At 64.6% G+C, this 24,047-nt stretch carries 23 protein-coding genes; 7 read left to right on the forward strand and 16 right to left on the reverse strand.

The window, feature by feature from the left end; all coding sequences use genetic code 11:
• Window positions 1-216: 216 nt before the first annotated feature.
• The 3 genes from PSEK12I1_RS0111485 to PSEK12I1_RS0111495 are packed head-to-tail and all read left to right on the forward strand — an operon-like array spanning window position 217 to window position 3,779.
• Window positions 217-1,512 (forward strand): MFS transporter, encoded by a 1,296-nt coding sequence (locus PSEK12I1_RS0111485; RefSeq protein WP_027601607.1) that lies wholly within the window; start codon window positions 217-219, stop codon window positions 1,510-1,512.
• A 16-nt stretch (window positions 1,513-1,528) separates the two neighbouring features.
• Entirely contained in the window at window positions 1,529-2,758 is a 1,230-nt protein-coding gene (locus PSEK12I1_RS0111490) for a Zn-dependent hydrolase (protein ID WP_027601608.1), read from the forward strand.
• Between the two features lies 1 nt (window position 2,759).
• Window positions 2,760-3,779: a histone deacetylase family protein gene (locus PSEK12I1_RS0111495; protein ID WP_027601609.1), complete on the forward strand. Its 1,020-nt coding sequence runs from the start codon at window positions 2,760-2,762 to the stop codon at window positions 3,777-3,779.
• A gap of 38 nt (window positions 3,780-3,817) precedes the next feature.
• On the opposite strand, the gene PSEK12I1_RS0111500 is transcribed toward PSEK12I1_RS0111495, so the two are convergent.
• The 8 genes from PSEK12I1_RS0111500 to PSEK12I1_RS0111535 form a co-directional block, all read right to left on the reverse strand.
• Window positions 3,818-4,165 (reverse strand): cupin domain-containing protein, encoded by a 348-nt coding sequence (locus PSEK12I1_RS0111500; protein ID WP_007160512.1) that lies wholly within the window; start codon window positions 4,163-4,165, stop codon window positions 3,818-3,820.
• Between the two features lie 102 nt (window positions 4,166-4,267).
• Complete coding sequence (locus PSEK12I1_RS0111505; RefSeq protein ID WP_027598979.1) at window positions 4,268-5,296, reverse strand: ABC transporter substrate-binding protein; 1,029 nt, start codon at window positions 5,294-5,296, stop codon at window positions 4,268-4,270.
• A complete protein-coding gene (locus PSEK12I1_RS0111510) occupies window positions 5,287-6,423 on the reverse strand; it encodes an FAD-binding oxidoreductase (protein ID WP_027601610.1) in 1,137 nt (378 codons plus the stop codon). The genes PSEK12I1_RS0111505 and PSEK12I1_RS0111510 overlap by 10 nt, the downstream gene beginning before the upstream one ends.
• A complete protein-coding gene (locus tag PSEK12I1_RS0111515) occupies window positions 6,420-7,781 on the reverse strand; it encodes an NAD(P)/FAD-dependent oxidoreductase (protein ID WP_027601611.1) in 1,362 nt (453 codons plus the stop codon). Before PSEK12I1_RS0111515 ends, PSEK12I1_RS0111510 begins: the two co-directional genes overlap by 4 nt.
• A complete protein-coding gene (locus PSEK12I1_RS0111520) occupies window positions 7,778-8,068 on the reverse strand; it encodes a (2Fe-2S)-binding protein (protein ID WP_007160508.1) in 291 nt (96 codons plus the stop codon). Before PSEK12I1_RS0111520 ends, PSEK12I1_RS0111515 begins: the two co-directional genes overlap by 4 nt.
• A 17-nt stretch (window positions 8,069-8,085) precedes the next feature.
• Window positions 8,086-8,880 carry an ABC transporter permease gene (locus PSEK12I1_RS0111525; protein ID WP_027598975.1) on the reverse strand — a complete coding sequence of 265 codons (795 nt, stop codon included), beginning with the start codon at window positions 8,878-8,880 and terminating at the stop codon, window positions 8,086-8,088.
• 3 nt (window positions 8,881-8,883) lie between these two features.
• On the reverse strand, window positions 8,884-9,750 hold the full coding sequence (locus tag PSEK12I1_RS0111530; protein ID WP_027598974.1) for an ABC transporter permease: 867 nt from the start codon (window positions 9,748-9,750) through the stop codon (window positions 8,884-8,886).
• On the reverse strand, window positions 9,747-10,766 hold the full coding sequence (locus tag PSEK12I1_RS0111535) for an ABC transporter ATP-binding protein (RefSeq protein ID WP_027601612.1): 1,020 nt from the start codon (window positions 10,764-10,766) through the stop codon (window positions 9,747-9,749). The genes PSEK12I1_RS0111530 and PSEK12I1_RS0111535 overlap by 4 nt, the downstream gene beginning before the upstream one ends.
• Before the next feature lie 238 nt (window positions 10,767-11,004).
• Here PSEK12I1_RS0111535 and PSEK12I1_RS0111540 point away from each other — a divergent pair, with 238 nt between their 5' ends.
• Window positions 11,005-11,835, forward strand: a complete 831-nt coding sequence (locus PSEK12I1_RS0111540) for an IclR family transcriptional regulator (protein ID WP_027601613.1) — start codon at window positions 11,005-11,007, stop codon at window positions 11,833-11,835.
• A gap of 5 nt (window positions 11,836-11,840) precedes the next feature.
• On the opposite strand, the gene PSEK12I1_RS0111545 is transcribed toward PSEK12I1_RS0111540, so the two are convergent.
• Window positions 11,841-12,308, reverse strand: coding sequence for an RNA methyltransferase (locus tag PSEK12I1_RS0111545; protein WP_007160503.1), 468 nt, complete (start codon window positions 12,306-12,308; stop codon window positions 11,841-11,843).
• A gap of 97 nt (window positions 12,309-12,405) precedes the next feature.
• Between PSEK12I1_RS0111545 and PSEK12I1_RS0111550 the strand changes: the two genes are divergently transcribed.
• Window positions 12,406-13,149 (forward strand): class I SAM-dependent methyltransferase, encoded by a 744-nt coding sequence (locus tag PSEK12I1_RS0111550; protein WP_027601614.1) that lies wholly within the window; start codon window positions 12,406-12,408, stop codon window positions 13,147-13,149.
• Here the strand turns inward: PSEK12I1_RS0111550 and PSEK12I1_RS0111555 are convergent.
• The gene (locus tag PSEK12I1_RS0111555) at window positions 13,146-13,904 is read right to left on the reverse strand and encodes an SDR family NAD(P)-dependent oxidoreductase (protein ID WP_027601615.1); all 759 of its coding nucleotides are present in this window, start codon (window positions 13,902-13,904) and stop codon (window positions 13,146-13,148) included. The genes PSEK12I1_RS0111550 and PSEK12I1_RS0111555 overlap by 4 nt on opposite strands.
• 176 nt (window positions 13,905-14,080) lie before the next feature.
• Between PSEK12I1_RS0111555 and PSEK12I1_RS0111560 the strand changes: the two genes are divergently transcribed.
• A complete protein-coding gene (locus PSEK12I1_RS0111560; protein WP_027601616.1) occupies window positions 14,081-14,956 on the forward strand; it encodes a LysR family transcriptional regulator in 876 nt (291 codons plus the stop codon).
• A gap of 214 nt (window positions 14,957-15,170) precedes the next feature.
• Here PSEK12I1_RS0111560 and PSEK12I1_RS0111565 read toward each other — a convergent pair whose 3' ends face one another.
• The 4 genes from PSEK12I1_RS0111565 to PSEK12I1_RS24575 form a co-directional block, all read right to left on the reverse strand.
• The gene (locus tag PSEK12I1_RS0111565; RefSeq protein ID WP_027601617.1) at window positions 15,171-15,701 is read right to left on the reverse strand and encodes a transposase; all 531 of its coding nucleotides are present in this window, start codon (window positions 15,699-15,701) and stop codon (window positions 15,171-15,173) included.
• A 234-nt stretch (window positions 15,702-15,935) separates the two neighbouring features.
• Window positions 15,936-16,391 carry a GNAT family N-acetyltransferase gene (locus PSEK12I1_RS0111570; RefSeq protein ID WP_027601618.1) on the reverse strand — a complete coding sequence of 152 codons (456 nt, stop codon included), beginning with the start codon at window positions 16,389-16,391 and terminating at the stop codon, window positions 15,936-15,938.
• Window positions 16,392-16,439: 48 nt separating this feature from the next.
• Window positions 16,440-17,573: a GGDEF domain-containing protein gene (locus tag PSEK12I1_RS0111575; RefSeq protein WP_027601619.1), complete on the reverse strand. Its 1,134-nt coding sequence runs from the start codon at window positions 17,571-17,573 to the stop codon at window positions 16,440-16,442.
• A gap of 191 nt (window positions 17,574-17,764) precedes the next feature.
• A complete protein-coding gene (locus PSEK12I1_RS24575) occupies window positions 17,765-17,908 on the reverse strand; it encodes a hypothetical protein (protein WP_155951363.1) in 144 nt (47 codons plus the stop codon).
• A 135-nt stretch (window positions 17,909-18,043) separates the two neighbouring features.
• Here PSEK12I1_RS24575 and PSEK12I1_RS24580 point away from each other — a divergent pair, with 135 nt between their 5' ends.
• Window positions 18,044-19,411, forward strand: coding sequence for a hypothetical protein (locus PSEK12I1_RS24580; protein ID WP_155951364.1), 1,368 nt, complete (start codon window positions 18,044-18,046; stop codon window positions 19,409-19,411).
• A gap of 53 nt (window positions 19,412-19,464) precedes the next feature.
• On the opposite strand, the gene PSEK12I1_RS0111585 is transcribed toward PSEK12I1_RS24580, so the two are convergent.
• Complete coding sequence (locus PSEK12I1_RS0111585; protein ID WP_027598067.1) at window positions 19,465-20,715, reverse strand: ribonucleotide-diphosphate reductase subunit beta; 1,251 nt, start codon at window positions 20,713-20,715, stop codon at window positions 19,465-19,467.
• 115 nt (window positions 20,716-20,830) lie between these two features.
• Window positions 20,831-23,746 carry a ribonucleoside-diphosphate reductase subunit alpha gene (locus PSEK12I1_RS0111590; RefSeq protein ID WP_027598066.1) on the reverse strand — a complete coding sequence of 972 codons (2,916 nt, stop codon included), beginning with the start codon at window positions 23,744-23,746 and terminating at the stop codon, window positions 20,831-20,833.
• Between the last annotated feature and the right edge of the window lie 301 nt (window positions 23,747-24,047).

The following is a 24,047-nucleotide window of genomic DNA, read 5'->3' on the forward strand; positions in this document are numbered from 1 at the left end:
AGAAAATTGACTAATCTTAGTCCGCCAAGGGATAACGACGTCAAGGCGCCCTAGAGCGTCCTCGATCCTTCTTCCTCTCCTGCCCAACAAGAACGATACCCCCAGGAGTGCTGCGTCCATGTCGCCCTGATCTCCCCTGCCCATCGCTCTCCGTGCGTCCGGCCTTCCAATCCGCCGCGCCGCCTCTCTTTCCGGCAGTCGATAGGAGCACCCTGCATGCCGTCCACCTCTCCTCGTCGCCAACCCAGACGCGCCGCCGCCGCTGCCTTCGTGGGCACCACCATCGAGTGGTACGACTACTACATCTTCGCCACGGCCGCCGCGCTGGTCTTCGGCCAGTTGTTCTTTCCTTCCGAAGACCGCTTGCTGAGCACCCTGGCTGCCTTCGGGACCTTCGCCGTAGGCTTCTTCGCCCGACCTCTGGGTGGCCTGGTCTTCGGCCATATCGGCGACCGCATCGGCCGCAAGAAATCTCTGATCGTCACCTTGCTGATGATGGGCGTGGTCACCGTGCTCATCGGCATTCTGCCCACCTATAGCCAGGCTGGCGTCTGGGCGCCGATCCTGCTGATCCTGTTGCGGGTGGTGCAGGGCATTGCCGTGGGGGGTGAATGGGGCGGCGCCGTGCTGATGGCCGGCGAGCATGCACCTGCGGGCCGTCGTACCTTTTTCGCTTCCTTCGCCCAGTGGGGGAGCCCGGCCGGCCTGATCCTGTCGATCATTGCCTTTCGTAGCGTCACCAGCCTGCCGGAAGAGGACCTGCTCAGCTGGGGCTGGCGCCTGCCGTTTCTGGCCAGCGCGCTGCTGCTGGTGGTCGGGCTGGCCATCCGCCTGGGCGTGGATGAATCCCCCGAATTCGCCGAGATGAAGGAGCGCCAGGAAACGGTCAAGGCGCCGGCGGCCGAGGTGCTGCGCAGCGCCTGGCGTCCGTTGCTGCTGTGCATCGGTGCCAATACCCTGGGCATCGCCGGCGTCTATTTCACCAACACCTTCATGCTCAGCTACACCACCCAGGTGCTGGAGTTGTCGCGCTCGCTGATCCTCGATTGCCTGCTGTTCGTCGCCCTCATCCAGTTTCTGGTCCAGCCGCTGGCCGCACTGTTCGCCGAGCGCCTGGGCAGCGCCCGTTTCCTGCTGTTGATCGCGGCCCTTGCCATGGCCTCGCCCTATCCAATGTTCGTGCTGGTCAAGACCGGCTCGGCGCCGCTGGTCGTGCTGGGAATCGCCCTGGCGGCGGCCTGCATGGCGTCCTTCTATGCGGTGATCGCCGGCTTCGTCAGTGGCGTCTTCGCTACCCGGGTGCGCTACACCGCCATTTCCATGGCCTACCAGATCTGTGGCGCCATCGCCGGTGGCCTCACACCCATGATCGGCACCTTGCTGGCTCACCGCTTCACCGGCGAGTGGTGGCCACTGGCGGTCTTCTACTCCCTGCTGGCCGGTCTGTCGCTGCTGTGCGTGGCCGCTCTGGCGCGCCGTCGGGAAGCGACCGCCCATGTCTCTCCCGCCTGAACACAAGGAATCCACCATGTATCGAATCGATGGCGAGCGTCTCTGGCAGAGCCTGGCCGCCATGGCCGAGATTGGCCCTGGCGAAGCCGGCGGCAGCAGCCGGCTGGCCCTGAGCGAAGAGGATCGCCAGGGACGGGCACTGTTCAGCCAGTGGTGCGCGGCCGCCGGTCTCAGTCTGACGGTGGACCGCATCGGTAACCTGTTCGCCCGTCGTCCGGGCCGTGATGACCAGGCCGCGCCGGTGGTCATGGGCAGTCATCTGGACACCCAACCCAAGGGTGGGCGCTTCGACGGCGTCTATGGCGTGCTGGCCGGTCTCGAAGTGATGCGCAGTCTGAACAATGCGGACATCCAGACCGACCGCCCCGTGGAAGTCGCCGTCTGGACCAACGAGGAGGGCGCCCGCTTCACCCCGGCCATGCTGGGCTCCGCGGTTTTCACCGGGCAACTGCCGCTGGCCGAGGCCCTGGCGACCTGCGACCGGGATGGCATCTCCGTGGCCACTAGCCTGGAGCGCACCGGCTATGCCGGCGACCAGCCGCTGGGGCGGACCTTCGATGCCTATTTCGAGGCTCATATCGAACAGGGTCCGGTCCTCGAAGACGAGGGCCTGGCCGTGGGCGTGGTGACCGGGGGCCAGGCGATCTGCTGGCTCGACGTGTGCGTCCGGGGCACCGCGGCCCACGCCGGGACCACCCCCATGGCCCGGCGCCGGGATGCCCTGTTCGGCGTCGGCCGGATGCTGGCCGCGCTGGAGGATCTCGCAACTCGCTTCGGCGATGGACTGGTCACCGTGGGTCAACTGGACGTGGCGCGCTCCTCGCGCAACACCATCGCCGGCGAGGTGCACTTCACCCTAGACCTCCGTCATCCCCAGGACCAGACCCTGGCGGCGCTGGAAGCCGCCGCGCGGGAATGCCTGGCCGCCGTGGCCGCCAAGCGCGGCTTGTCGCTGGACGTCCGGCGGCACTGGCTGAGTCCTGCTACCCCCTTCGCCGCCGACTGCGTCGCCGCCGTGCGCGATGCGGTCCAGGCGCTGGGCTATCCCCACCGCGACATCATCAGCGGCGCCGGTCACGACGCCATCCACCTGGCCAAGCACTGCCCCACGGCGATGATCTTCATCCCCTGTGCCGGCGGCCTGAGCCACAACGAGGCCGAGTCGGCCAGCTTCGATGACGTCCGTCGCGGCGCCGACGTCCTGTTCAATGCCGTGCTGGCCCGCGCGGGCCATCAGGAGAGATGACATGAAGACCTTTTTCCATCCCGATCAGCGCCTGCACCATCCGCGCAGCTACCTGTCCCGTGGCCAGATGCGCACCCCCCAGGAGGTGCCGGCCCGCCTCGACGCCTTGCTGGCCGCGGTGGAGCGGTTGGGCTATCCCCTCGAACAGCCGGCGGATCACGGTCGCGCGCCGCTGCATGCCGTGCACGGCGAGGCCTATGTGACCTATCTGGAGAATGCCTATCGCGACTGGCACCTGGTACCCGAGGACTGGGGTGACGAGGTGATGTCGAACATCTATATCCGCGAGAACAACCCGCTGCGTGGCATCCTCGGCCAGACCGCCCGCTACCTGGCAGACGGCAGTTGTCCGATCGGCGCCCAGACCTGGGCCGCCGTCTATGGCTCCGCCCAGAGCGCGGTCGCCGCGGCGCGCTGCGTACGAGATGGCGCGCCAGCCGCCTATGCCCTCTGTCGTCCACCGGGGCACCATGCCCGTGCCGAGGCGGCCGGTGGCTTCTGCTACCTGAATGGCGCCGCCATCGCGGCCCAGGAGTTGCGCGCGCGCTTCGCCCGGGTCGCCATCCTCGATACCGACATGCACCACGGCCAGGGCATCCAGGAAATCTTCTACGACCGGGATGACGTCTGCTACCTGTCGATCCATGGCGATCCGACCAACTTCTATCCGGTGGTGGCCGGTTTCGCCGATGAACGCGGCAGCGGGCGGGGCGAGGGCTGCAACCTCAATCTGCCAATGCCCCACGGCGCCTCCGAGGCGGACTTCTTCGCCCGGCTGGATGAGGCCGAGACGGCACTGCGTGAATGGGCGCCGGACGTGCTGGTGCTGTCCCTCGGCTTCGACATCTACGAAAACGATCCGCAGTCCAAGGTGGCGGTGAGTCAGGCGGGGTTCGGTCTGCTGGGCGAAAGGATCAAGGCTCTGGGGCTGCCCACGGTGATCGTGCAGGAAGGGGGATACGACCTGGAAACCCTGAGCGACAACGCCGAGCGCTTCTTCCGCGGTTTCGACGGTCGATGACAGCCGGCCCCCGACGCCAGTGCCGGGGGCTCACCTGATCAGGCAAACACGAAATACTTGCGCACCGTCTCGACCACTTCCCAGGTGCCCTTCATGCCGGGTTCGACGACGAAGATGTCGCCGGCTTTCAGGTGGATGGGCTCCTGGCCATCGGGGGTGATGATGCAGTAGCCCTCCTGGAAGTGGCAGTACTCCCACTTCACGTAGTCGACGCGCCACTTGCCGGGGGTGCAGATCCAAGTGCCCATGATCTTGCTGCCGTCATCGGAGGTGTAGGCATTGAGGTTGACGGTATGGGGCTCGCCCTCGATGCGCTCCCATTTGCAGGCATCGACCACGGGCAGGGGTTGGGTGTCGCGCAGAACGGTGATGGGCGGGTTGGCCATGGCGGCTCTCCTAATGATGGAAGCCGCCAAGGGTGAAGGGTCGCCCCGAAGCTGGGTTGTCCAGGGTCGACACCCACCGGTGCGTTTGCGCTGTCCGAGCGGCTAGCGCTCCACCTGCCGATTCCAGCGGGCGTTCCACTGCGGCCGCACCTTGTTCACTTCGTCCCAGTCGATGGTCACGGCGGTCTTCAGGTAGTTCTGCATGGCTTCCACCTGGCCGCGGGTCTTGTCGGTGGTGGGGGTGTTGGGGTTGGACGGGATCTGGTCGCCCAGTTCCAGCGCCGGGGCCTGGGCTTCTGGGGTCAGCAGGTATTCCGCCAGTTGCTGGGCCAGCTCGGGCTGGTCGTTGTTGGCGGTCACGCACTCGGCGACGTTGAGCACCACGGCGCCTTCCTTGGGCGGGGCGTATTCCACCGGGATGCCCTTGAGCTTGAGCGCGGTGACCTGGGTGGGCGTGAGCGGGAACAGCGCCGCCTCGTCGGTCTGCACCATTTCCGAGAGCTTGGCCGAGCTGGGGATGTACTCCAGCACATTGGGGCCGACGGTGGTGGACCAGGCCTTGAAGCCCGGATCGACGTCCTGCTCGGTGCCGCCCTTGAGCCGGTTGAACATCAGGAAACCATGCAGCCCGAAGGTGGACGAGGACAGCGACTGGAACACCACCTTGCCCTTGTACTTGGGATCGGCGAGGTCCGCCCAGGAAGTCGGCGCCGCCCAGCCCTTGTCCTTGAACAGCCGGCTGTTGTAGGCGAGACCGGTCACGCCCAGGCTGACGGCGGCTGCCTGATCCTTGATCTTGGCCTTGTCGGGGATCTGCGCCAGGGCCGCGCTGGGCTTGAGCGGGCTGCACAGATTCATGCCGATGGCGCGGTACATGATGCCGTCGTCGAGAAACATCACGTGGATCGGCGGCTTCTGCGGACTGGCCTGGACCTTGGCGAGGATGTCCGCCGAGGTGCCGGGCACGATCACCACCTTGACGTTGTGCGCCTTCTCGAAGGCGGGCAGCACGCTGTCTGCATAGAGGCGCTCCATGGTGCCGCCATTCATGCCGAGGTAGAGCGTCGGTTCGGCCACGGCGGCCAGGGGCAGGCCGGCGAGGGCCACGAGCAGGGCAGGGGTCAGGCGCATGTTTGGGAACTCCTGGGCTGGGATGGGAAACGGACGATGGAAAAGGCCTGCAGGCTGTGCCGGGGGGCGCCCTGCAGGATGCACTCGGCCAGGGCTTCGCCAGCCGCCGGCCCGATCTGGAAGCCCGCGCCGGCAAAGCCGAAGCCGTGCAGCAGGCCGGGGGTGGTGAGACTGGGGCCGAGCACCGGCTGGTGATCCGGCAGATAGCCCTCGACGCCGCTCCAGGTGCGGATGGCCTGGGCACCGCCGAGGGCCGGATAGAGTTCGGCGGCGTTTCTGAGGATGTCGAGGATGGCCAGCTGGCCGGGGCGGGCGCGATCGGCGTCGAGGGCGAAACCGCGCCCGCCGCCCAGCACGCAATTGCCCCGCGCCACCTGGCGGGCATAGATGCCGCCGCCTTCCACGCCGGTGCTGGCGGTCATGAAGAGAGGCAGCGGTTCGGTCACCAGCATGGCCGGATGGGCCGCGGTGAGGGGCACCGGCTCGCCGAAGCGGGCGGCCAGCTCCGCCGCCCAGGCACCCGCGCAATTGAGCAGCCAGGGCGCGCTCAGGGTCAGGCCGCTGTCGGTGCGGAGCTGGAAGCGCTGGCCGTCGTGCTCGACCGCCGTCACGGCGGTCAGTTCGAGGATTCGGGCGCCGGCGCGGGCAGCCGCCTGGGCGAAGGCCGGGGAGACCAGACGCGGATTGGCGTGGCCGTCTTCCGGGCAGAAGGAGGCGCCCACGGCGATGTCGCCGACCCAGGGAAAGCGCCGGCGCAGCTCGCCCCGGTCGAGCAGTTGCAGATCGAGGTCGAAGCCCTGGCTGGCCTGGGCATAGGTCTGCAGGGAGGCGAAGTCGGTGTCGCTACGGGCCAGCTTGAGGTGACCGGATCTGAGGTATTCGCCATCGGTACCCAGCAGGTCCTGCAGACCGCCCCAAATCTGATGGGCACGGCTGGACAGCGGCAATTGCACCAGCGGGCGGCCCTGGCGGCGTACCCCGCCGTAGTTGACGCCACTGGCCTGGGCGCCGCAGAAGTTGCGTTCCAGCAGGGCGACGCGCTGGCCGCCCTGGGCCAAAAACAGCGCCGCGCTGCTGCCGACGATGCCACCGCCGATGATCAGGACATCCACGTCCAGCCGGTTCATGGCGCCAGCTCCACGCCAAAGGGCAGCGGCTTGATCGGCGCCTGGGCGCGCAACCGGCCGATCTGATCCAGCGGGCGACCACTGGCGCAGGCGATCAATTCGGCCGCCGCCGCGCCGCAGATGCGTCCCTGGCAGCGGCCCATGCCGACCCGGCAGGTGGCCTTGACTCTGTTGATCTCCCAATGGCCCTGGGCCACGGCGGCGCGGATCTCGCCGGCGCTGACCTGTTCGCAGCGACAGACCATGAGTGCGTCCGGCGCCTTGGCCGCCCAGTCCGCGGGGAAGGGAAAGGCCCGCTCCAGGCCCTGACGAAAGACCTCGAAGCGCGCCAGGCGTGCCTGCAGGACCTGGATGCGCGTCCTGTCCACCGCTACGCCGCGATCGTCCAGCAGACTCAGGGCCGCCAATTCGCCCGCCAGTTCGGCGGCATCGGCGCCCTGGATACCAGCGCCGTCACCGGCCAGATAGACCCCGGTCTGACTACTGCGCCCGCCCGGATCCCGTACCGGCAACCAGGCGCGATTGAGGGCGTTCCAGGCGAAGTCGCAGCCCAGCAGGTCGGCCAGCTGAGTCTCGCTGCGCAGCGTCTGGCCAAAGCCCAGGGCGTCGCACTCCAGTCGGTGCGCTTCGCCATCGGCGGCGCGCCAGCGCACGGCAGCCACCCGGCGTTCGCCTTCGACCGCCAGGAGCTCGGCGCCCTGGTGCACGGGTACGCCGTGCAGCGCCAGCCAGCTGCGGTAGTAGAGGCCCTTGGCGAAGGTGGCCGGTTGGCCGAGCAGGGCGGGGGTAGCGGCGGCCTGGTCACGGAAGGGCGCGCTGTCCAGCACCGCCAGCGGCGTGGCTCCAGCCTTGGCGTATTGATAGGCGACCAGATAGAGCAGCGGGCCGGTACCAGCCAGCACCGGGCGGCTGCCGATGGCGCAACCCTGGAACTTGAGCGCCACCTGGGCCGCGCCCAGGCTGTAGACCCCGGGCAGCGTCCAGCCCGGCACCGGCAGGATGCGGTCGGTGGCGCCGGTGGCGACGATCACCTGGTCGAAGGCCAGGCGATCGACATAGCGGCCCTGGCTCAGGGTATCCAGGGCGCGCGCCTCGGCATTCCACACCAGGGTGTCGGGTCGATAGTCCAGCCTTGCCTGCACGGCTTCCAGCGCGCCGTGCAGCGCTTGGGCCTTGCCGGCTTCGAAGCCGTACAGCGCCTTGCTCGGCCGCCGGAAATTGCCCGGTTGCTGGCGATAGATCTGGCCGCCGCCGCGGGCGCTTTCGTCGAGCAGCACCGGCTCGAGGCCATGGGCGACCAGGGTCTGGGCCGCGCGAATGCCCGCCGGTCCGGCGCCCACTACCACCACGGCGCTCACAGCGGCCGCCCCGGATCGCGGCTGACCTGCTGGCCCGCTTCGAGAAAGGTGGCGCAGGCGCGCACCCGACGGCCGTCGGCCAGGCGTACCCAGCAGTCCTGGCAGGCACCCATCAGGCAGAAACCGGCGCGGGGTTCGCCGCCGAAGTCGCTGCCGCGCAGGTGATCGCTCTGGGTCAGGATGGCGGTGAGCAGGGTATCGCCCTGCAGGCCCTCGGCCGGCTGGCCGTCGAGGGTGAAGGCCAGGGTCGGGCGGTCGCGTTCGGCCACCCGTTTGAGCAGTGCCATGGAGGGGTCTCGGCTGTTCATTGTTTGCCCACCAGCACGCGATCCAGGCCATAGATGCGGTCGAGCAGGATCATGGTGGCCGCGGTGAGGGCGATCACCAGGGCCGACACCGCCGCCATCATCGGGTCGATGGATTCGGTGGCGTAGACGTACATCCGCACCGGCAGGGTCTGGGTCGCCGGGGAGGTGACGAAGATCGACAGGGTCACCTCGTCGAAACTGTTGATGAAGGCCAGCAGCCAGCCGCCGGCCACCCCGGGCAGGATCATCGGCAGGGTGATGCGGCAGAACAGCGTGGTGCGACTGGCGCCCAGGCTCTCGGCGGCCTGCTCGGCGCTGCGGTCGATGCCGATGGCGGCGGCGATCACCAGGCGCAGCACATAGGGGGTGATCACCACCACGTGGGCCAGTACCAGCCAGCTGAAGCTGCCGTTCACCCCCAGCAGGGCGAACAGCCGCAGCATGGCCACGCCCAGCACCAGGTGCGGGATGATGATCGGCGAGAGGAACAGACCGTTGAGAAAGCCCTGGCCGGGAAAGCGGTAGCGGGTGATGGCCAGCCCCGCCGGCACCGCGATCAGCGTCGCTAGGGTGGCCGACAGCGCCGCCAGCTGCAGGCTGTTGTAGAAGGCGGTGAGGAAGTCCGCCCGCTCGAACACGGCGGCGAACCAGCGCAGCGAGAAGCCGGCGGTGGGCAGGCTGAGGGTGTTCTCCGGGGTGAAGGCCACCAGGCAGACCACCACCAGCGGCGCCAGCATGAAGACCATCACCAGGGTATGGAAGGCGAGCCCGAGCGGGCCGTTGCGGGTCATGGGTCAGACTCCCAGGGCACGTTTATAGCGGCGTTCCACCAGGCGATTCCAGCCCAGCATCACCAGCAGATTGAGCAGCAGCAGGGCCACCGCCAGGGTGGCGCCCATCGGCCAGTTGAGTTCGGCCAGGTACTGGTCGTAGATCAGGGTGGCGACCATCTTCAGCCGGCGTCCGCCGAGCAGGCCGGGGATGGCGAAGGAGCTGGCGGCCAGGCCGAAGACGATCAGGGTTCCGGAGAGCACCCCGGGCATCACCTGGGGCAGCACGATGCGGCGCAGCACCGTCAGGTGACTGGCGCCCAGGGACAGCGCGGCCTGTTCGGCGGCAGGATCGAGTTTCTGCAGCGAGGTCCACACCGGGATGATCATGAAGGGCAGCATCACATGGACCAGGCCGACGACTACCGCGAATGGCGTGTAGAGCAGCTTCAGCGGGCGCCCGCCCAGGGCCACGATGGCCTGGTTGACCAGGCCGTCGGCGCCCAGCAGCAGACTCCAGCCAAAGGCGCGCACCACCACCGAGATCAGCAGCGGCGTCAGCACCAGGATCAGGAAGATCGAGCGCCAGGGCGCGCCCATGCGACTGAGGACGATGGCCTCCGGCACTCCGATCAGCACGCAGAGCAGGGTGACCAGGGCGCTGATCCAGAAGGTGCGCAGGAAGATCTCGTAGAAATAGGGATCACCCAGCAGGCTCAGGTAGTGGGCCAGGGTGTAGCTGCCTTCTTTGATTCCGGTTTCGTAGTCGAAGACGTTGAAGGACAGCGCCAGGGTTAGCGCCAGGGGCGCCAGCAGCAGTCCGGCAAACAGCACCAGGGCCGGGGCGCTGAGCAGATAGGCGCGACCGGTGCCGCGCAACAGGGTGCTCATGCCGCGGCCTCCGCGGCTTCCAGGCGGCGCAGCAGACCGTCGTCCCAGTGCAGGCCGACGCGCTGGCCCTCGTCCAGTGGCGGCAGCCCGTCGTTGCTGCGCAGCACCGACACCTCGCCCAGCGCCGTCTCCAGTCGGTACAGCCACTGGCTGCCAAGGAAGAAGCGGGTCAGCACCCGTCCTTGCAGGCGACCCTCGCCGGCGGGGCGCAGCTCGATCTTTTCCGGCCGCAGCGAGATCGCCAGGGCGCCACCGGCGGCGATCTGCGGCCGGCCCTGGGCATCCAGGCTGCCCGGCAGCAGGTTGGCCTTGCCGACGAAGTCGGAGATGAACCTGTTGCGCGGATGCTCGTAGAGCCGATAGGGCGCGTCCACCTGGGTGATGCGCCCGGCCTCCATCACCACCACCCGGTCGCTGATCGACAGCGCCTCGGACTGGTCGTGGGTCACCATCAGGGTGGTGATGCCGACCTCGCGCTGGATGCGGCGGATCTCGAACTGCATCTCTTCACGCAGATGGGCGTCCAGGTTGGACAGCGGCTCGTCCAGCAGCAGCACCGGCGGGGCTATCACCAGTGCCCTGGCCAGGGCCACCCGCTGGCGCTGGCCACCGGAGAGTTCGCGCGGATAGCGCTCGGCGTGCTGGCCCAGGTGCACCAGGCCCAGGGCTTCCTCGACGCGGCGGGCGAGTTCGGCGCCCGCCACCTTGCGCATGCGCAGGCCGAAGGCGACGTTGTCGCGCACCGTCATGTGCGGAAACAGCGCATAGCTCTGGAAGACCACCCCGAGGCCGCGACTGGCCGGCTTGGCGTGGGTGATGTCCTGGCCGTCGAGCAGGATGCGCCCGCTGCTGACCTCGACGAAGCCGGCGATCATCTGCAGGGTGGTGGTCTTGCCGCAGCCGGAGGGGCCGAGCAGGGAGACGAATTCGCCGCGCTCGATGGCCAGGGTCGAACCGGCCACCGCGTAGCTGTCGCCGTAGCGCTTGCTGAGATTGTCGAGAGTCAGGAAAGCCATGGCCGCAATGCTCCTCCGGTCGCGCCCACGGGGACGGTGGGCAAGGTTTTGGCAGGGCGAAAGACAGCCTGGATCTGGACGTTGGCGCTCGCTCGAATGGCGGCGTCCGGTGATTGTGAGTATCGCCCTATGGACCTGAAGGTAAGGGCGACCTAGGATGCAGGACAAGCAGGTTTTTCACTGAATGAACTCTTTTTTCGGATTTATTCATTCAGTGAAATATTTCGGAGTAGTGCCGATGGAAGATTCCATTGAAAGAAAGGCAGCGGCAGTTGAGCCAGGCGTCGGCGCCATCAGCCGGGTGTTCGCCGTGGTGCGCGCCCTGGGCGAGGGGGATCCCGAAGGGGAAAAGGTCACCCGCCTGGCCGAGCGCGTGGGCCTGTCGCAACCCACCACCCACCGGCTGCTGCGCGGCCTGGTGGAAGAGGGCATGGTCGAGCAGTGCGCCCGCAGCAAGAGATACCGCCTGAGCCTGGACTTCTTTGCCCTGGCGGCCCGGGCCGGCCAGGTCGGCAACCTGCGCGACCTGGCGCGGCCGAGTCTGCTGCGGCTGTCGGCGTCCCTCGGCGATTCGCTGTTCCTGCTGGCGCGCAGCGGCTTCGACGCCATGTGCCTGGATCGTAGCGAAGGGCCCTATCCGATCCGCACCTTCACCGGCGACATCGGCGGTCGCGTGCCCCTGGGCGGTGGCCAGGGCGCCTTGGCGATCCTGGCCTTCCTGCCCGAGGAAGAGCGCGAAGAGGTGATCCGCTACAACCTGCCGCGGCTGCGCGACGCCCATCATTACGACGAGGTGCTGCTGCGCGCCGAGATCGACAACGTCCGCCAGCAGGGCTACGCCGCGCGCAACACCGGGGTGCTGGCCGGCATGGCGGGCCTCGCCGTGCCCATCCTCGACCGCAACGGCCGGGCGGTGGCGGCCCTGAGCGTGGGTACCCTGAGCGAACGCCTCAACGCTCAGCGCCTGCCCACGGTGATCGAACTGCTCCGCCGCGAAGCCGGGGTGATCGCCGCGCGCATCAACCCCTTCGATCCGGTCTTGCGCCGGCCGACCCAGGGGTTTGGCTAAACGCGTTAGAAGAGCGGACCGGAGCGGGTGTTGTTGCCCTTCGCCAGGCGGTCATAGAGCACCACGTTGACCGTGGCCGCCAGATTCATGCAGCCCTGGGTAGGGATGTACACCACGTCTTCGCACCAGTCGCGCAGCTCCTGGCTCAGGGAGCCGTCCTCGGCGCCGAACAGGTAGAGGGCGCGATCGGGATGGGTGTACTCGGGCAGCGGCCGGGCGCCGTCCACCAGCTCCACCGCCACCGGCACGCAACCCAGCGGCAGGATGCGGCGCAGGTCGTCGATGTTGATCAGCGGGATGTCCTGGTGGACCTTCTTGGTGTCGGTGACGAAATCCTTGGCGCGGTCGTAGCGGGTGCCGGTATAGAACACCGAGGCCACCCCGTAGCAGCCCGCCGCCCTCATGATGGACCCGACGTTGGACGGCGACTTGGGGTTGCTCAGGCCGATGCAGGCGTATCTCTTGTTGCTCACGTCAGGGGACTCTCGGGAAAACCGCCAGTATAAAGGCTCGACCGTCGCGAAAACCGACTAAGATGCGCGCCCGCGTCTCCCGCCCCGAGCCCCTGCGATGTCCGCCACCGCCCTCTACACCGACCTGTCGGCCTACTACGACCTGCTCTGCGCCGACATCGACTACCAGGCGCAGAGCCAGGCGGTGCTGCGCCTGCAGCGGCTGTTCGGCAATGGCGGTGGCCGCCACCTTGATCTCGCCTGCGGCACCGGTCCCCATGTGCGGCATTTTCTCGATGCCGGCTTCCAGAGCAGCGGGCTGGACCTCAATCCGCCGATGCTGGCCCAGGCCGCGCTGCGCTGCCCCGAGGCCCAGTTCTCCTGCCAGGACATGTGCGCCTTCGAGCTGGAGCAGCCGGTCGATCTGATCACCTGCTTTCTCTACTCCCTGCATTACAGCGGCAGCCTCGCACGGCTCCAGGCGTGCCTGGCGCGGGTCCAGGCGGCCCTGACCCCGGGCGGCCTGTTCTGCTTCAACGCCGTCGACAAGCGCCGCATCGACAATGGCTCCAGCGTCGGCCACAGCGTCGCGCGGGCCGAGGGCCACTTCAGCTTCGCCTCCGCCTGGCACTACCCGGGCAAGGGCGAGCACCAGCAACTCCGTCTGCGCATCGAACGCCGTCACGCCGGCCAGCAGCAGACCTGGCAGGACGAACACCCCATGGTGGCGGTGGACTTCCCCGAATTGCTGGCCCTGCTGGCGCCGCACTTCGAGGTCCAGGTGCTGGAGCACGACTACCAGCGCATCGAGCCTTGGGCCGGCGAGGCGGGCAATGCGCTGTTCGTCTGCGTCAGGCGCTAGTGGGCATGGGCATGCATCCCGCCATCCACCGCGATCACATCACCGGTGAGGTAGCGCGCCAGCGGTGAGGCGAGAAAGGCCACCACCTGGCCCACGTCTTCCGGCTCGCCGAAATAGCCGATGGGAATGTGCCGGGCGATAAAGGCTTGGCGCGCTTCGGGCGTCGGGTGCAGCCGCTGCAGGATCTGCTCGGAATTGATCCGCCCCGGGGCGATGGTGTTGACCGTGATGCCCTCGGCCGCCAGCTGACTCGCCAGCCCCTTGGACCAGAACTGGATCGCCGCCTTGGCCGCCCCGGCGCCGTTCACGTCCCGCGGCTCCATGCTGCCGCTGAAATTGACGATGCGTCCCCAGCGCCTTTCGCGCATTCCACCCAGCAGCGCCTGAGTCAGGCGGCGGGTCGCGGTGAAGTTGAGATTCCAGGCTTCGTCCCAGGCCGCATCGTCCGCCGTTATCGAAAGCGGTCGTGTACCGCCGGCGTTATTGACCAGGATATCCACCCGACCCAGCCCGTCCTCGGCTTCCCGCGCCAGGCGCTGGACGTCTTCTGCGTCGGTGATATCCGCTGCGATCACCAGCGGCCGGGCATGACCCGCCGCCACGATCTCCTCGGCCAGGGCCTCCAGGGCGTCCCGCCGCCGCGCGGTGATCGCCAGCCGAACGCCTTCGGCCGCCAGGACGCGGGCGATGCCCGTGCCTATGCCCATGCTCGCGCCGGTCACCAGGGCGGTACGGTCGTGCAGTTGCAGATCCATGTTCGATTCTCCACTTCAGGGTCGTAGGGTGGAAAACGGCGCAGCCTTTTCCACGGGTTTGGCTGAGCGCAGCGAAGCCCAACACTTCGCCACCTCACCCACGCCACTAGCCTCAACCACCACCCAGATGAGATAAACACCCTCCCAGTGCGAGGATTCCTTAGCAGGAGTGTGGAATGGATCTGCTCGACAGCATGCAGGTGTTCGTCGCCGTGGTGGAGCGCGGCAGCCTGGCCGCGGCGGCCCAGGCGCACGGCATCTCGCCGACCATGGCCGGCAATCACCTGCGCAGCCTGGAAAAGCGCCTGGGCTTGCAACTGCTGGTGCGCACCACCCGGCGCCAGCGGCTGACCGCCTTTGGCGAGGGCTACTACGCCCGCTGCCGCGAGATCCTCGCCTTGGTCGCCGACACTGACCGCCAGGCCGAAACCCAGCGCCTGGCACCCGCCGGCATCCTGCGCGTGTCGGCGCCGGTGTCCTTCGGTACCTACGGCCTCACGCCACGGCTGGGCGACTATCTGGCGCGGCATCCCCAGGTCACCCTCGATCTGGTGCTGAGCGACCGCGTCCAGGACCTGGTGGAGGAGGGCATCGACATCGCCATTCGCATCGGCGAACTGGCCGACTCTTCCCTGGTGGCGCGACCCCTGGCGCCCTATATGATGTGGTGCTGCGCCGCGCCCTGCTATCTCGCCCAACGCGGCACGCCCGAGCGACTGACCGACCTGGAAGCCCATGACTGCCTCGGCATGGACGCTCGCGCCTTACACCAATGGCGCGCCCAGACTGGCACCACTTTCGGCCCGCTGCCTCCCGGCCGCCTGCACCTCAGCAACGGCCCCGCCCTGCGCCTCGCCGCCCTGCAAGGCCTAGGCGTCATCCTCCAGCCGGCCTTCCTGCTGCAGGACGACGTCGCCGCCGGCCGCCTGGTTCGCCTCTTCCAGGGCCAGGAACTCACCCGCCCCCTGACCGCGCTCTATCCCCAGACGAGATGGCGCTCGGTGACGGTGAGGAGCTTCGTGGAATTCCTGTTAACGGAGTTCACCCCGTAGCGTGGAAAACGGCGCAGCCTTTTGCACTGATGCCGCTAAGTCGTGACCCCGCGTGGACAAGCTGCGCGTTGTCCACCCTACGGTACTGACGACGGTCTGATCCAACGGGATGGCGTTGTGTGGCCGTGAGTAGCTCCATTAGCGGAGTTCACCCGTAGCGTGGAAAACGGCGCAGCCTTTTCCACTGATGTGGCCAAATCGTGACCCCGCGTGGCTATTCCCCCCAACGCCCTGTCTCCGCCATAAAGTCTCCACCCCAATCTTGCGGATAGAGCCCCATCCGCACCGCTCGATGAAAACTCGAATAGGGCCAGTCCTCTACCGCGCCAACGTGGCCATGCTTAACCGGATTGAAGTGGATGTACTCCACATGACGCTGGTAATCCTGCTCGTCTCTTATCAGGTGCTCCCAATACCGCCGCTGCCATATCCCGCGTTCACCCCGGGCTCTTTGCGTCGCGGTACGCTCTTCACCTACTGGCAGGCGTTTCGAGAAACCGAACTTGATCACCTTCCAGCGCAAGGCGAAATTCGCATCGCCCTCCGGCAGGGTCCAGATGCAATGCAGATGATCGGGGAGGGTGACCCAGGCATCGATATGAAAGGGATGGCGCAACTGCGTTGCCCGCACTGTCTCGCGGAGCAGATCAATATGGCGTGTCAGCAGATCGCTACGCCGATCCGTCAGGACAACGGTGAAAAAATAGGAAGCCCCCGGAACACGGGCACGACGAAATCGAGACATGGCAGCTCTTCCTTGAGCAGAGACAGAAACGATAGCTCACCCGTAGCGTGGAAAACGGCGCAGCTTTTTCCACTGACGCCCCCAGCGCACGGCCCCAAAGCTCCCACATGGACAAGCTCCGCGTTCTCCGCCCTACAAAATCCGTAGCGTGGAAAACGGCGCAGCCTTTTCCACTGACGCCTCCAGCGCACAGCCCCAAAAGCTCCCGCGTGGACAAGCTTCGCGTTGTCCACCCTACGCCTCCAGCCGCTTCTCCATAAACACGCTCAACGGATCCTCCCGATACGCCCCAAAGGGACCACGCCGCCGGTAACCCGCCGACTCATAAAGCCTCAAGGCCTCCGGCTGATAAGGCCCCGTCTCCAGTCGCGCCAGCTCACACCCGCGGCCTGCCGCTTCACGCTCCAGCTCAGCCAGCAGGCGACCACCCAGCCCTTGCCCGCGACCTCTGGGGCTCACATACATCCGCTTGATCTCGCCATAGTCGTCCTGCAACACCATGGCCCCACAGCCCAGGGCAGTGCCGCTATCATCGCGGGCGACCAGGAACAGCACGTTCGGCTGCATGAGCGACGTCAGATCCAGGGCATGACGACTCTCGGGCGGATAGAGGCCGTCCTGATAGGCATCCAGTTCGGCGATCAGGGCGATCACCTCGGGTTGGTCGGGGGATTCGAGGGTGATAGGCATGGTGGCTCCGTTCAGGCGATCGCCCAAGCCTAAGCCATTAGCGCGGCTTCACCCCAGGCTCATCCGCAATCCATCCCGCCCGCCGCGCTTGGCGGCGTAGAGGGCACTGTCCCCGCGTTCCAGCAGGGCCGCCAGACTTTCCGGCGGTTGATCGAACAGCACGGCGCCGATGCTCAGGGTGACGGGCTCGGGCGTCCGCATGCGCTGCGCCGCCATTTGGTTGAAGCGCTGCCGTAGTGTGTCTGCCAAACGCACGACATCCGCATCCGCCGCCTCGCCCAGCAGCACTACGAATTCATCACCTCCCAGCCGGGCGGCCAGCGCCTGGCGCGGCAGGGTGGTCCGCAGCAGGTCGCTCAGGGCGATCAGCAGGCTGTCACCGGCCGCATGGCCATGGAGGTCGTTCACCAGCTTGAAGTTGTCCAGATCGATCAGCAGCAGGGCGCCGGGTCGAGCTGGTGTCGCCTGGCCGAACAGTCGCGGCGCCTCGGCCTCCAGCGCCCGGCGGTTATAGAGGCCGGTCAGGGGATCGCTGCCGGCCAGGCGCTCGATATGCTGCTCGCGGCGATAGCGCACCGTGCCGGTCATCGACAGGGCGATCAGCATCACCGCCATCACCCCCTCCACCAGGGAAATCTGGATGATAGCGCCGCGATAGACCGCCAGATCGATCAGGGTGCCGGGGGTGAGCGGCGGAATCATCTTGGTCAGGTAGAAGAGGCCATGGATCAGCAGCACCGCACGCAGCTGCCGTTCTCCGGCATTGCGCCGGCGCAGCAGCAGGCTCGCCCGGATCGCCAGGACGCCAATCAGGAACGACTGCACCACCAGCATCACCTTGGACCACCAGGACTCGTTGGGCAGCAGCAACAACCCCAGCCAGACGGCGGCGATGGCCCACCAGCCCAGACTCAGGCGCCGCCCGGTAAAGCGCGCCACGCCGAGCAGAAAGAGTCCATGTACGAAGATCAGCAGCCCATTGGCGAACCAGATACCCACCAGCAGCAGCCCCTGGCTGCGCAACAGCGCCAGGGTGCTACCTACGCAAATCAGGGCAAAGCCCGTGCTCCAGTACAGCAGCGCCGACTCGCGCACCGACCGCCACTCGATGGCCAGATAGCCTGCCGCGGCAGCCGCCAGGGCGATGGTGAGGGTCAGCATGGTGGGGGCATCGAGTGCCATGGGCGAATCGGACCTGTCTGGATACGAGAAGGACGCTCCCTGCCTGGGACGAGCGCCCGCCAAAGCGGAGCCGCACCGCAGTCTTATCGACACGGCAGGCGCGGGCTTGAGGCAGAGGATTGCGCGCCATGATGACGGGCAGATAACCGTAATTCAAACCTGACCTTTGGCGGGCTTAGGCGGCCCGCCCATTACTGGGGTTTCACCAACGCCCGAATTGCCGATGCCGGCAACCGCGCCGTGCTGCCATCCGCCAGGCGCAGCACGAAGGCCTCGCCCAGCGACCAGACCACCTGTACCTCCTTGAGCACGCACTGATCATCGGTGGGCAGCACCCTGGCCTTTTACCTGGCGCAGTAAAAGGTTTCAAGCACGATGGTCTTGGCTTTGTAGATGTTTAAGTTAATTTTCTTTAAATTATCAGCGCCTTAATTTTTTGTGGTTTTCTAAGAAGTAATCATGGAGATTGTATGATCGAAGAAAATAGTACGGATTCCATGTCTCGAAAAAGGAACGGGGCTGAAAGCTGTAAGGCAGAAAATGAAATTCCTATCTCGAAGGGGGAGAGTAGAAAAATCTTAGGCTTTTTCGTAGATAATAACGCTGGGTTGTTTTCTGTTTTGGGGGTTTTGTTTGCGGCTCTGGGTTTTGGTGTAATCTATTACTATAGTTTTTTGATTGGTAGGCCTCATCTTTTTTTAAGCTCTATGCACATTGGGCCAGATATTTTTTATCTTCTTCTGTTTTTTATATTTGGGGTCCTGTGTTTTTTCTCTTTCATATCTATAAATTCTTTCTTGTTTGCTTTTGTAATTCATGTTCTTCGTGTAAGGCTTTTTTTGAAAAGCTATGCGATTTCTGTAGTTATTTACGTCTCATTTTTTTTGCTGTTTGTATGTTTTTTTTTAGCTGGTTTCGCTGACTTAGATTTCTCTGAATTTATCACGGCTCTTTACCTAATTACCTTTTCAATTTTTTTCTTCTTTGCTATTTTTTCTGTGGCTGGCAATTATATATTAAATAGACGATACGACTGGCTTAGGGGCATAATCCGAAGAGAAAGAAAGGGGAGTTTTGTTTCGCCCAAGAAAAAAAGGATGACTTATTGGGGGAAGAAGGTTAATGATATGTATCTAGCTGATATAGCCTATTTGCAGAGTTCTAATATTGTTTCGTCTGCAGCTAATTTAATCATTAGATCTGTAAAAGGACCTTATAATTATATACGAATTAAGGGTCTTGATTTCTTTAGTATAGCTTGCACCGCTTCTGCAAAGATTTTTCTTGTGGCTGCCTTTTCTTCGATGATTTTATTTTTTTGCATATACATGTTTGTGTCGTCTTGGGAGGTATTTTTGGTTGCAAGAAGAGCAGAAGGTATTAGAGATTATCAGCCGTATTCGGCAGCAATTATCTTTCTGATGTATGGAATGCTTCCTGGAGTTATTTTCTCTAGAAGCAACTATAGAGGATTCGAAAGGTTTAAACAGGTTATAATTGTATCTTCAGCTGCTTTTTTTGTTGTTTGTATCTTCACCTATGGAATTTTCGGCTCGCTAGTTTCTTACTCAGTCATGATGATGGGAGTGCGTGACTCCAAGCCGTCCTTTTATAATATTTCTGAAAAATACTATAAAAATGAAATGGCTTTTTCTAGCTGGGGTGCAATTAGAAATGGTGGTAGATATCAAGTAAGTGGGATGGTGCTTTACAGGCTGTCTTCGATTGTTTATCTGTGTCCGGCAGATTTTTATAAAAAGAATATGAAGTACTGGCGGGAGAATTACGATAGATGCATTGTGGGTAATGGTATTGATGTCGAGTCGGGCGTGAAGTAGCTTGAAAAGAAAAGCCTCGAGAAATTCGAGGCTTTTCTTTATTCTATTCTCACTTAATCCCAGCTCAACGCCCCACCAGTCTGATACTCGATCACCCGCGTCTCGAAGAAGTTCTTCTCCTTCTTGAGGTCCATGATCTCGCTCATCCAGGGGAAGGGGTTGGTGGCGCCCGGGTATTCTTCCTTGAGACCGATCTGCGTCAGGCGGCGATTAGCGATGAACTTGAGGTAGTCCTCCATCATCGCCGCGTTCATGCCTAGCACGCCGCGGGGCATGGTGTCGCGCGCGTATTCGATCTCCAGCTGGGTGCCCTGGAGGATCATCTGAGTGGCTTCGTCCTTCATCTGGGCATCCCACAGCTGCGGGTTCTCGATCTTGATCTGGTTGATCATGTCGATGCCGAAGTTCAGGTGCATGGACTCGTCACGCAGGATGTACTGGAACTGCTCGGCGGTGCCGGTCATCTTGTTGCGGCGACCCATGGAGAGGATCTGGGTGAAGCCGCAATAGAAGAAGATGCCTTCCAGCACGCAGTAGTAGGCGATCAGGTTCTTGAGGAACTGGCGATCGGTCTCCGGGGTGCCGGTCTTGAACTCGGGATCGGAGATGGAACGGGTGTACTTCAGGCCCCAGCTCGCCTTTTTCGCGACGCTCGGGATCTCGTGGTACATGTTGAAGATCTCGCCTTCGTCCATGCCCAGCGATTCGATGCAGTACTGGTAGGCGTGGGTGTGGATCGCCTCTTCGAAGGCCTGGCGCAGGATGTACTGGCGGCATTCGGGGTTGGTGATCAGGCGGTAGACGGCCAGCACCAGGTTGTTGGCGACCAGGGAGTCGGCGGTGGAGAAGAAGCCGAGGTTGCGCTTGACGATGCGGCGCTCGTCCTCGGTGAGACCGTCCGCGCTCTTCCAGGTCGCGATGTCGGCGTTCATGTTCACTTCCTGGGGCATCCAGTGGTTGGCGCAACCATCCAGATACTTCTGCCAGGCCCAGTCGTACTTGAAGGGCACGAGCTGGTTGAGGTCGGCGCGGGCGTTGATCATCTGCTTGTCGCCGACGTGCACGCGGGCGGAGGAGCCTTCCAGGTCGTCCAGGCCTTCCTGGATGTCCAGCTCGTTCAGCGCGGCCTTGGCGCGGGCCACGGCGTCGGAGTCGTCGGCGGACAGGGCGCGGGCGTCATGGACCAGGGCGTCGCCCTCGGAGTCCAGGCGCTCGGTCTGGGCGGGCGCCTGCTGGCCGGCGGCCTGCGCGGGCTTGGCTGTGGCGGTATCGTCGTCTTTGTCGAATTCTTCCCAGTTCAGCATGGGGTGTCTCCTGGGTGGCTGTGTGGTGGGGGCGGGGCGGCGGGCCCTCACCCTAGCCCTCTCCCCGAGGGAGAGGGGATAAGAGCAGCCCTCTGCTAAGAGAGGGCTTGATTACTTACTGGCAGGCTTCGCACTCGGGATCGTCGAGGCTGCAGGCCTTGGGCACCGGAGCCGGTGCCGCGGCGGGCGCCGCTTCGACCTTCTGCGCCGGGGCGGGCGCGGCACTGGCCTGGACGCCGGTGATGGGGTCGGCGCTCACGGCGTTCAGCTTGCCGGTGTTGATGGTCGACTTCTCGGTGCTGGTGGCGGCCAGGGCACGGAGGTAGTAGGTGGTCTTCAGACCGCGGAACCAGGCCATGCGGTAGGTCACGTCGAGCTTCTTGCCCGAGGCGCCGGCGATGTACAGGTTCAGCGACTGGGCCTGGTCGATCCACTTCTGGCGACGGCTGGCGGCCTCGACGATCCACTTGGTCTCCACTTCGAAGGCGGTGGCGTACAGGTCCTTCAGATCCTGCGGGATGCGCTCGATCTGCTGCACGGAGCCGTCGTAGTACTTGAGGTCGTTGACCATCACCGAGTCCCACAGGCCGCGGGCCTTGAGGTCGCGTACCAGATAGGGGTTGATGACGGTGAATTCGCCCGAGAGGTTCGACTTCACATAGAGGTTCTGGTAGGTCGGCTCGATCGACTGGGACACGCCGGTGATGTTGGCGATGGTCGCGGTCGGCGCGATGGCCATGATGTTGGAGTTGCGGATGCCTTTCTTGGCACGCTCGCGCAGCGGGGCCCAGTCCAGGGTCTCGGACAGGTCGACCTCGATGTACTTGGCGCCGCGCTCTTCGATCAGGCGCTTCTCGGAGTCGATCGGCAGGATGCCCTGGGACCACAGCGAACCCTGGAAGCTGGAATAGCTGCCACGCTCTTCGGCCAGGTCACAGGAGGCCTGGATGGCGTAGTAGCTGATCACTTCCATGGAGGTGTCGGCGAACTGCACGGCGGCATCCGAACCGTAGGCGATGTGCTGCAGGTACAGCGCATCCTGGAAGCCCATGATGCCCATGCCGACCGGACGGTGCTTGAGGTTGGAGTTCTCCGCCTGGGGCACCGAGTAGTAGTTGATGTCGATGACGTTGTCGAGCATGCGCACGGCGGTCTTGACGGTGCGGGCGACCTTGGCGGTGTCCAGCTTGCCGTCGACGATGTGGTTCACCAGGTTCACCGAACCCAGGTTGCACACAGCGATCTCGTCCTTGTTGGTGTTCAGGGTGATCTCGGTGCAGAGGTTGGAGCTGTGCACCACGCCCACGTGCTGCTGCGGGCTGCGCAGGTTGCACGGGTCCTTGAAGGTCAGCCACGGGTGGCCGGTCTCGAACAGCATGGACAGCATCTTGCGCCAGAGGTCCTTGGCCTTGATGGTCTTGTGCAGCTTGAGCTTGCCGTACTCGGTCAGGGCTTCGTAGTACTCGTAGCGCTCTTCGAAGGCCTTGCCGTAGAGGTCGTGCAGATCGGGCACGTCGGCGGGGGAGAACAGGGTCCAGTTGCCGTCCTCGAAGACGCGCTTCATGAACAGGTCGGGGATCCAGTTGGCGGTGTTCATGTCGTGGGTACGACGACGGTCATCACCGGTGTTCTTGCGCAGCTCGAGGAATTCCTCGATGTCCAGGTGCCAGGTTTCCAGGTAGGCGCAGACCGCGCCCTTGCGCTTGCCGCCCTGGTTGACCGCCACGGCGGTGTCGTTGACCACCTTGAGGAAGGGCACGACGCCCTGGCTCTTGCCGTTGGTGCCCTTGATGTAGGAGCCCAGGGCGCGCACCGGGGTCCAGTCGTTGCCCAGGCCGCCGGCGAACTTCGACAGCATGGCGTTATCGTGGATGGCGCCATAGATGCCGGACAGGTCGTCGGGCACGGTGGTCAGGTAGCAGCTGGACAGCTGCGGACGCAGGGTGCCGGCGTTGAACAGCGTCGGGGTGGACGCCATGTAGTCGAAGCTGGCCAGCAGGTTGTAGAACTCGATGGCGCGGGCTTCCTTGTCCTGCTCCATGTGCGCAAGACCCATGGCCACGCGCATGAAGAACAGCTGCGGCAGCTCGAAGCGGGTGCCGTGGCTGTGCAGGAAGTAGCGGTCGTACAGGGTCTGCAGACCCAGGTAGGTGAATTGCTGGTCGCGCTCGTGATCGATGGCGGCGCCCAGCTTGGCCAGGTCGAAGGTGGCCAGTTTCGGGTCCAGCAGCTCCAGCTCCACGCCCTTGGCGACGTAGGCGGGCAGGGCCTTGGCGTAGAGGTCGGCCATCTCGTGGTGGGTGGCGGACTCGGCGACGCCGAGGAAGCTCAGGCCTTCGGCGCGCAGGCTGTCCAGCAGCAGGCGGGCGGTGACGTAGGAGTAGTTGGGCTCGCGCTCGACCAGGGTGCGGGCGGTCATCACCAGGGCGGTGTTGACGTCCTTCTCGGCCACGCCGTCGTACAGGTTCTTCAGGGTTTCCTTCTGGATCAGCTCGCCGTTCACCTCTTCAAGGCCTTCGCAGGCTTCGCTGATGATGGTGTTCAGGCGGCCCATGTCCAGCGGCTGGGTGGTGCCGTCGGCCTTGGTCACGCGGATGCTCGGGTGCGGCTCGGCGATGTCGCTGGCGGCGCCCTGCTTGCGCTCCTGGCTGCGGGCTTCACGGTAGATCACGTAGCTGCGGGCGACCTTTTGTTCGCCGGCGCGCATCAGGGCCAGTTCGACCTGGTCCTGGATCTCTTCGATATGGATGGTGCCACCGGAGGGCATGCGGCGCTTGAAGGTGCTGCTGACCTGGTCGGTGAGCTGCTTGACGGTGGTGTGGATGCGCGAGGAGGCCGCGGCGGTACCGCCTTCCACGGCGAGGAAAGCCTTGCTGATGGCCACGGTGATCTTGTCGTCGGTGTAGGGGACGACGGTACCGTTGCGCTTGATGACGCGCAGTTGACCGGGGGCGGTGGCGCCCAGGTCCTGGCTGGCATCTTGCGCCGGGCGGCCCTGCTGGGCTTGCTCGCGGGTCAGGTCGGTGTGCATGCGGAACTCCCTTGATCGGAAAGAGGGGATCGTCGGCGAGCCGGCGATCCGGAAGAGTGTCGGCCCGTGGGCCTGCGCGACGACTGCCTGTCGCGCCATTACCAATGAAGATTCCAACGAAAAGCCGTACCAGCGCCGATTCCCGCAGGAGCCGGCGTTCGGGGTCAGGGACCCTGGAAATTCATAATTCGGGCGACAGGATAAGCCCTCCTCGTTAGGGAAGACAGTCTTGACAGAGGGGTGTTTCGCCGTCCCACCCCATGCCGACGAACTGCTATATATGGTGGTGCGGGGGTGCAAG

It is taken from the genome of Pseudomonas sp. MOIL14HWK12:I1 (assembly GCF_000510705.1).
GTDB lineage: Bacteria > Pseudomonadota > Gammaproteobacteria > Pseudomonadales > Pseudomonadaceae > Chryseomonas > Chryseomonas oryzihabitans.

Coding starts and splice junctions, on each gene's coding strand:
- PSEK12I1_RS0111505 (WP_027598979.1), bottom strand. CDS start 5,296: ATGCGCCTGACCCCTGCCCTGCTCGTGGCCCTCGCCGGCCTGCCCCTG.
- PSEK12I1_RS24580 (WP_155951364.1), top strand. CDS start 18,044: ATGATCGAAGAAAATAGTACGGATTCCATGTCTCGAAAAAGGAACGGG.
- PSEK12I1_RS0111520 (WP_007160508.1), bottom strand. CDS start 8,068: ATGGCACTGCTCAAACGGGTGGCCGAACGCGACCGCCCGACCCTGGCC.
- PSEK12I1_RS0111535 (WP_027601612.1), bottom strand. CDS start 10,766: ATGGCTTTCCTGACTCTCGACAATCTCAGCAAGCGCTACGGCGACAGC.
- PSEK12I1_RS0111550 (WP_027601614.1), top strand. CDS start 12,406: ATGTCCGCCACCGCCCTCTACACCGACCTGTCGGCCTACTACGACCTG.
- PSEK12I1_RS0111495 (WP_027601609.1), top strand. CDS start 2,760: ATGAAGACCTTTTTCCATCCCGATCAGCGCCTGCACCATCCGCGCAGC.
- PSEK12I1_RS0111525 (WP_027598975.1), bottom strand. CDS start 8,880: ATGACCCGCAACGGCCCGCTCGGGCTCGCCTTCCATACCCTGGTGATG.
- PSEK12I1_RS0111590 (WP_027598066.1), bottom strand. CDS start 23,746: ATGCACACCGACCTGACCCGCGAGCAAGCCCAGCAGGGCCGCCCGGCG.
- PSEK12I1_RS0111540 (WP_027601613.1), top strand. CDS start 11,005: ATGGAAGATTCCATTGAAAGAAAGGCAGCGGCAGTTGAGCCAGGCGTC.
- PSEK12I1_RS0111565 (WP_027601617.1), bottom strand. CDS start 15,701: ATGTCTCGATTTCGTCGTGCCCGTGTTCCGGGGGCTTCCTATTTTTTC.
- PSEK12I1_RS0111570 (WP_027601618.1), bottom strand. CDS start 16,391: ATGCCTATCACCCTCGAATCCCCCGACCAACCCGAGGTGATCGCCCTG.
- PSEK12I1_RS0111530 (WP_027598974.1), bottom strand. CDS start 9,750: ATGAGCACCCTGTTGCGCGGCACCGGTCGCGCCTATCTGCTCAGCGCC.
- PSEK12I1_RS0111555 (WP_027601615.1), bottom strand. CDS start 13,904: ATGGATCTGCAACTGCACGACCGTACCGCCCTGGTGACCGGCGCGAGC.
- PSEK12I1_RS0111560 (WP_027601616.1), top strand. CDS start 14,081: ATGGATCTGCTCGACAGCATGCAGGTGTTCGTCGCCGTGGTGGAGCGC.
- PSEK12I1_RS0111490 (WP_027601608.1), top strand. CDS start 1,529: ATGTATCGAATCGATGGCGAGCGTCTCTGGCAGAGCCTGGCCGCCATG.
- PSEK12I1_RS0111500 (WP_007160512.1), bottom strand. CDS start 4,165: ATGGCCAACCCGCCCATCACCGTTCTGCGCGACACCCAACCCCTGCCC.
- PSEK12I1_RS0111575 (WP_027601619.1), bottom strand. CDS start 17,573: ATGGCACTCGATGCCCCCACCATGCTGACCCTCACCATCGCCCTGGCG.
- PSEK12I1_RS0111510 (WP_027601610.1), bottom strand. CDS start 6,423: ATGAACCGGCTGGACGTGGATGTCCTGATCATCGGCGGTGGCATCGTC.
- PSEK12I1_RS0111585 (WP_027598067.1), bottom strand. CDS start 20,715: ATGCTGAACTGGGAAGAATTCGACAAAGACGACGATACCGCCACAGCC.
- PSEK12I1_RS0111485 (WP_027601607.1), top strand. CDS start 217: ATGCCGTCCACCTCTCCTCGTCGCCAACCCAGACGCGCCGCCGCCGCT.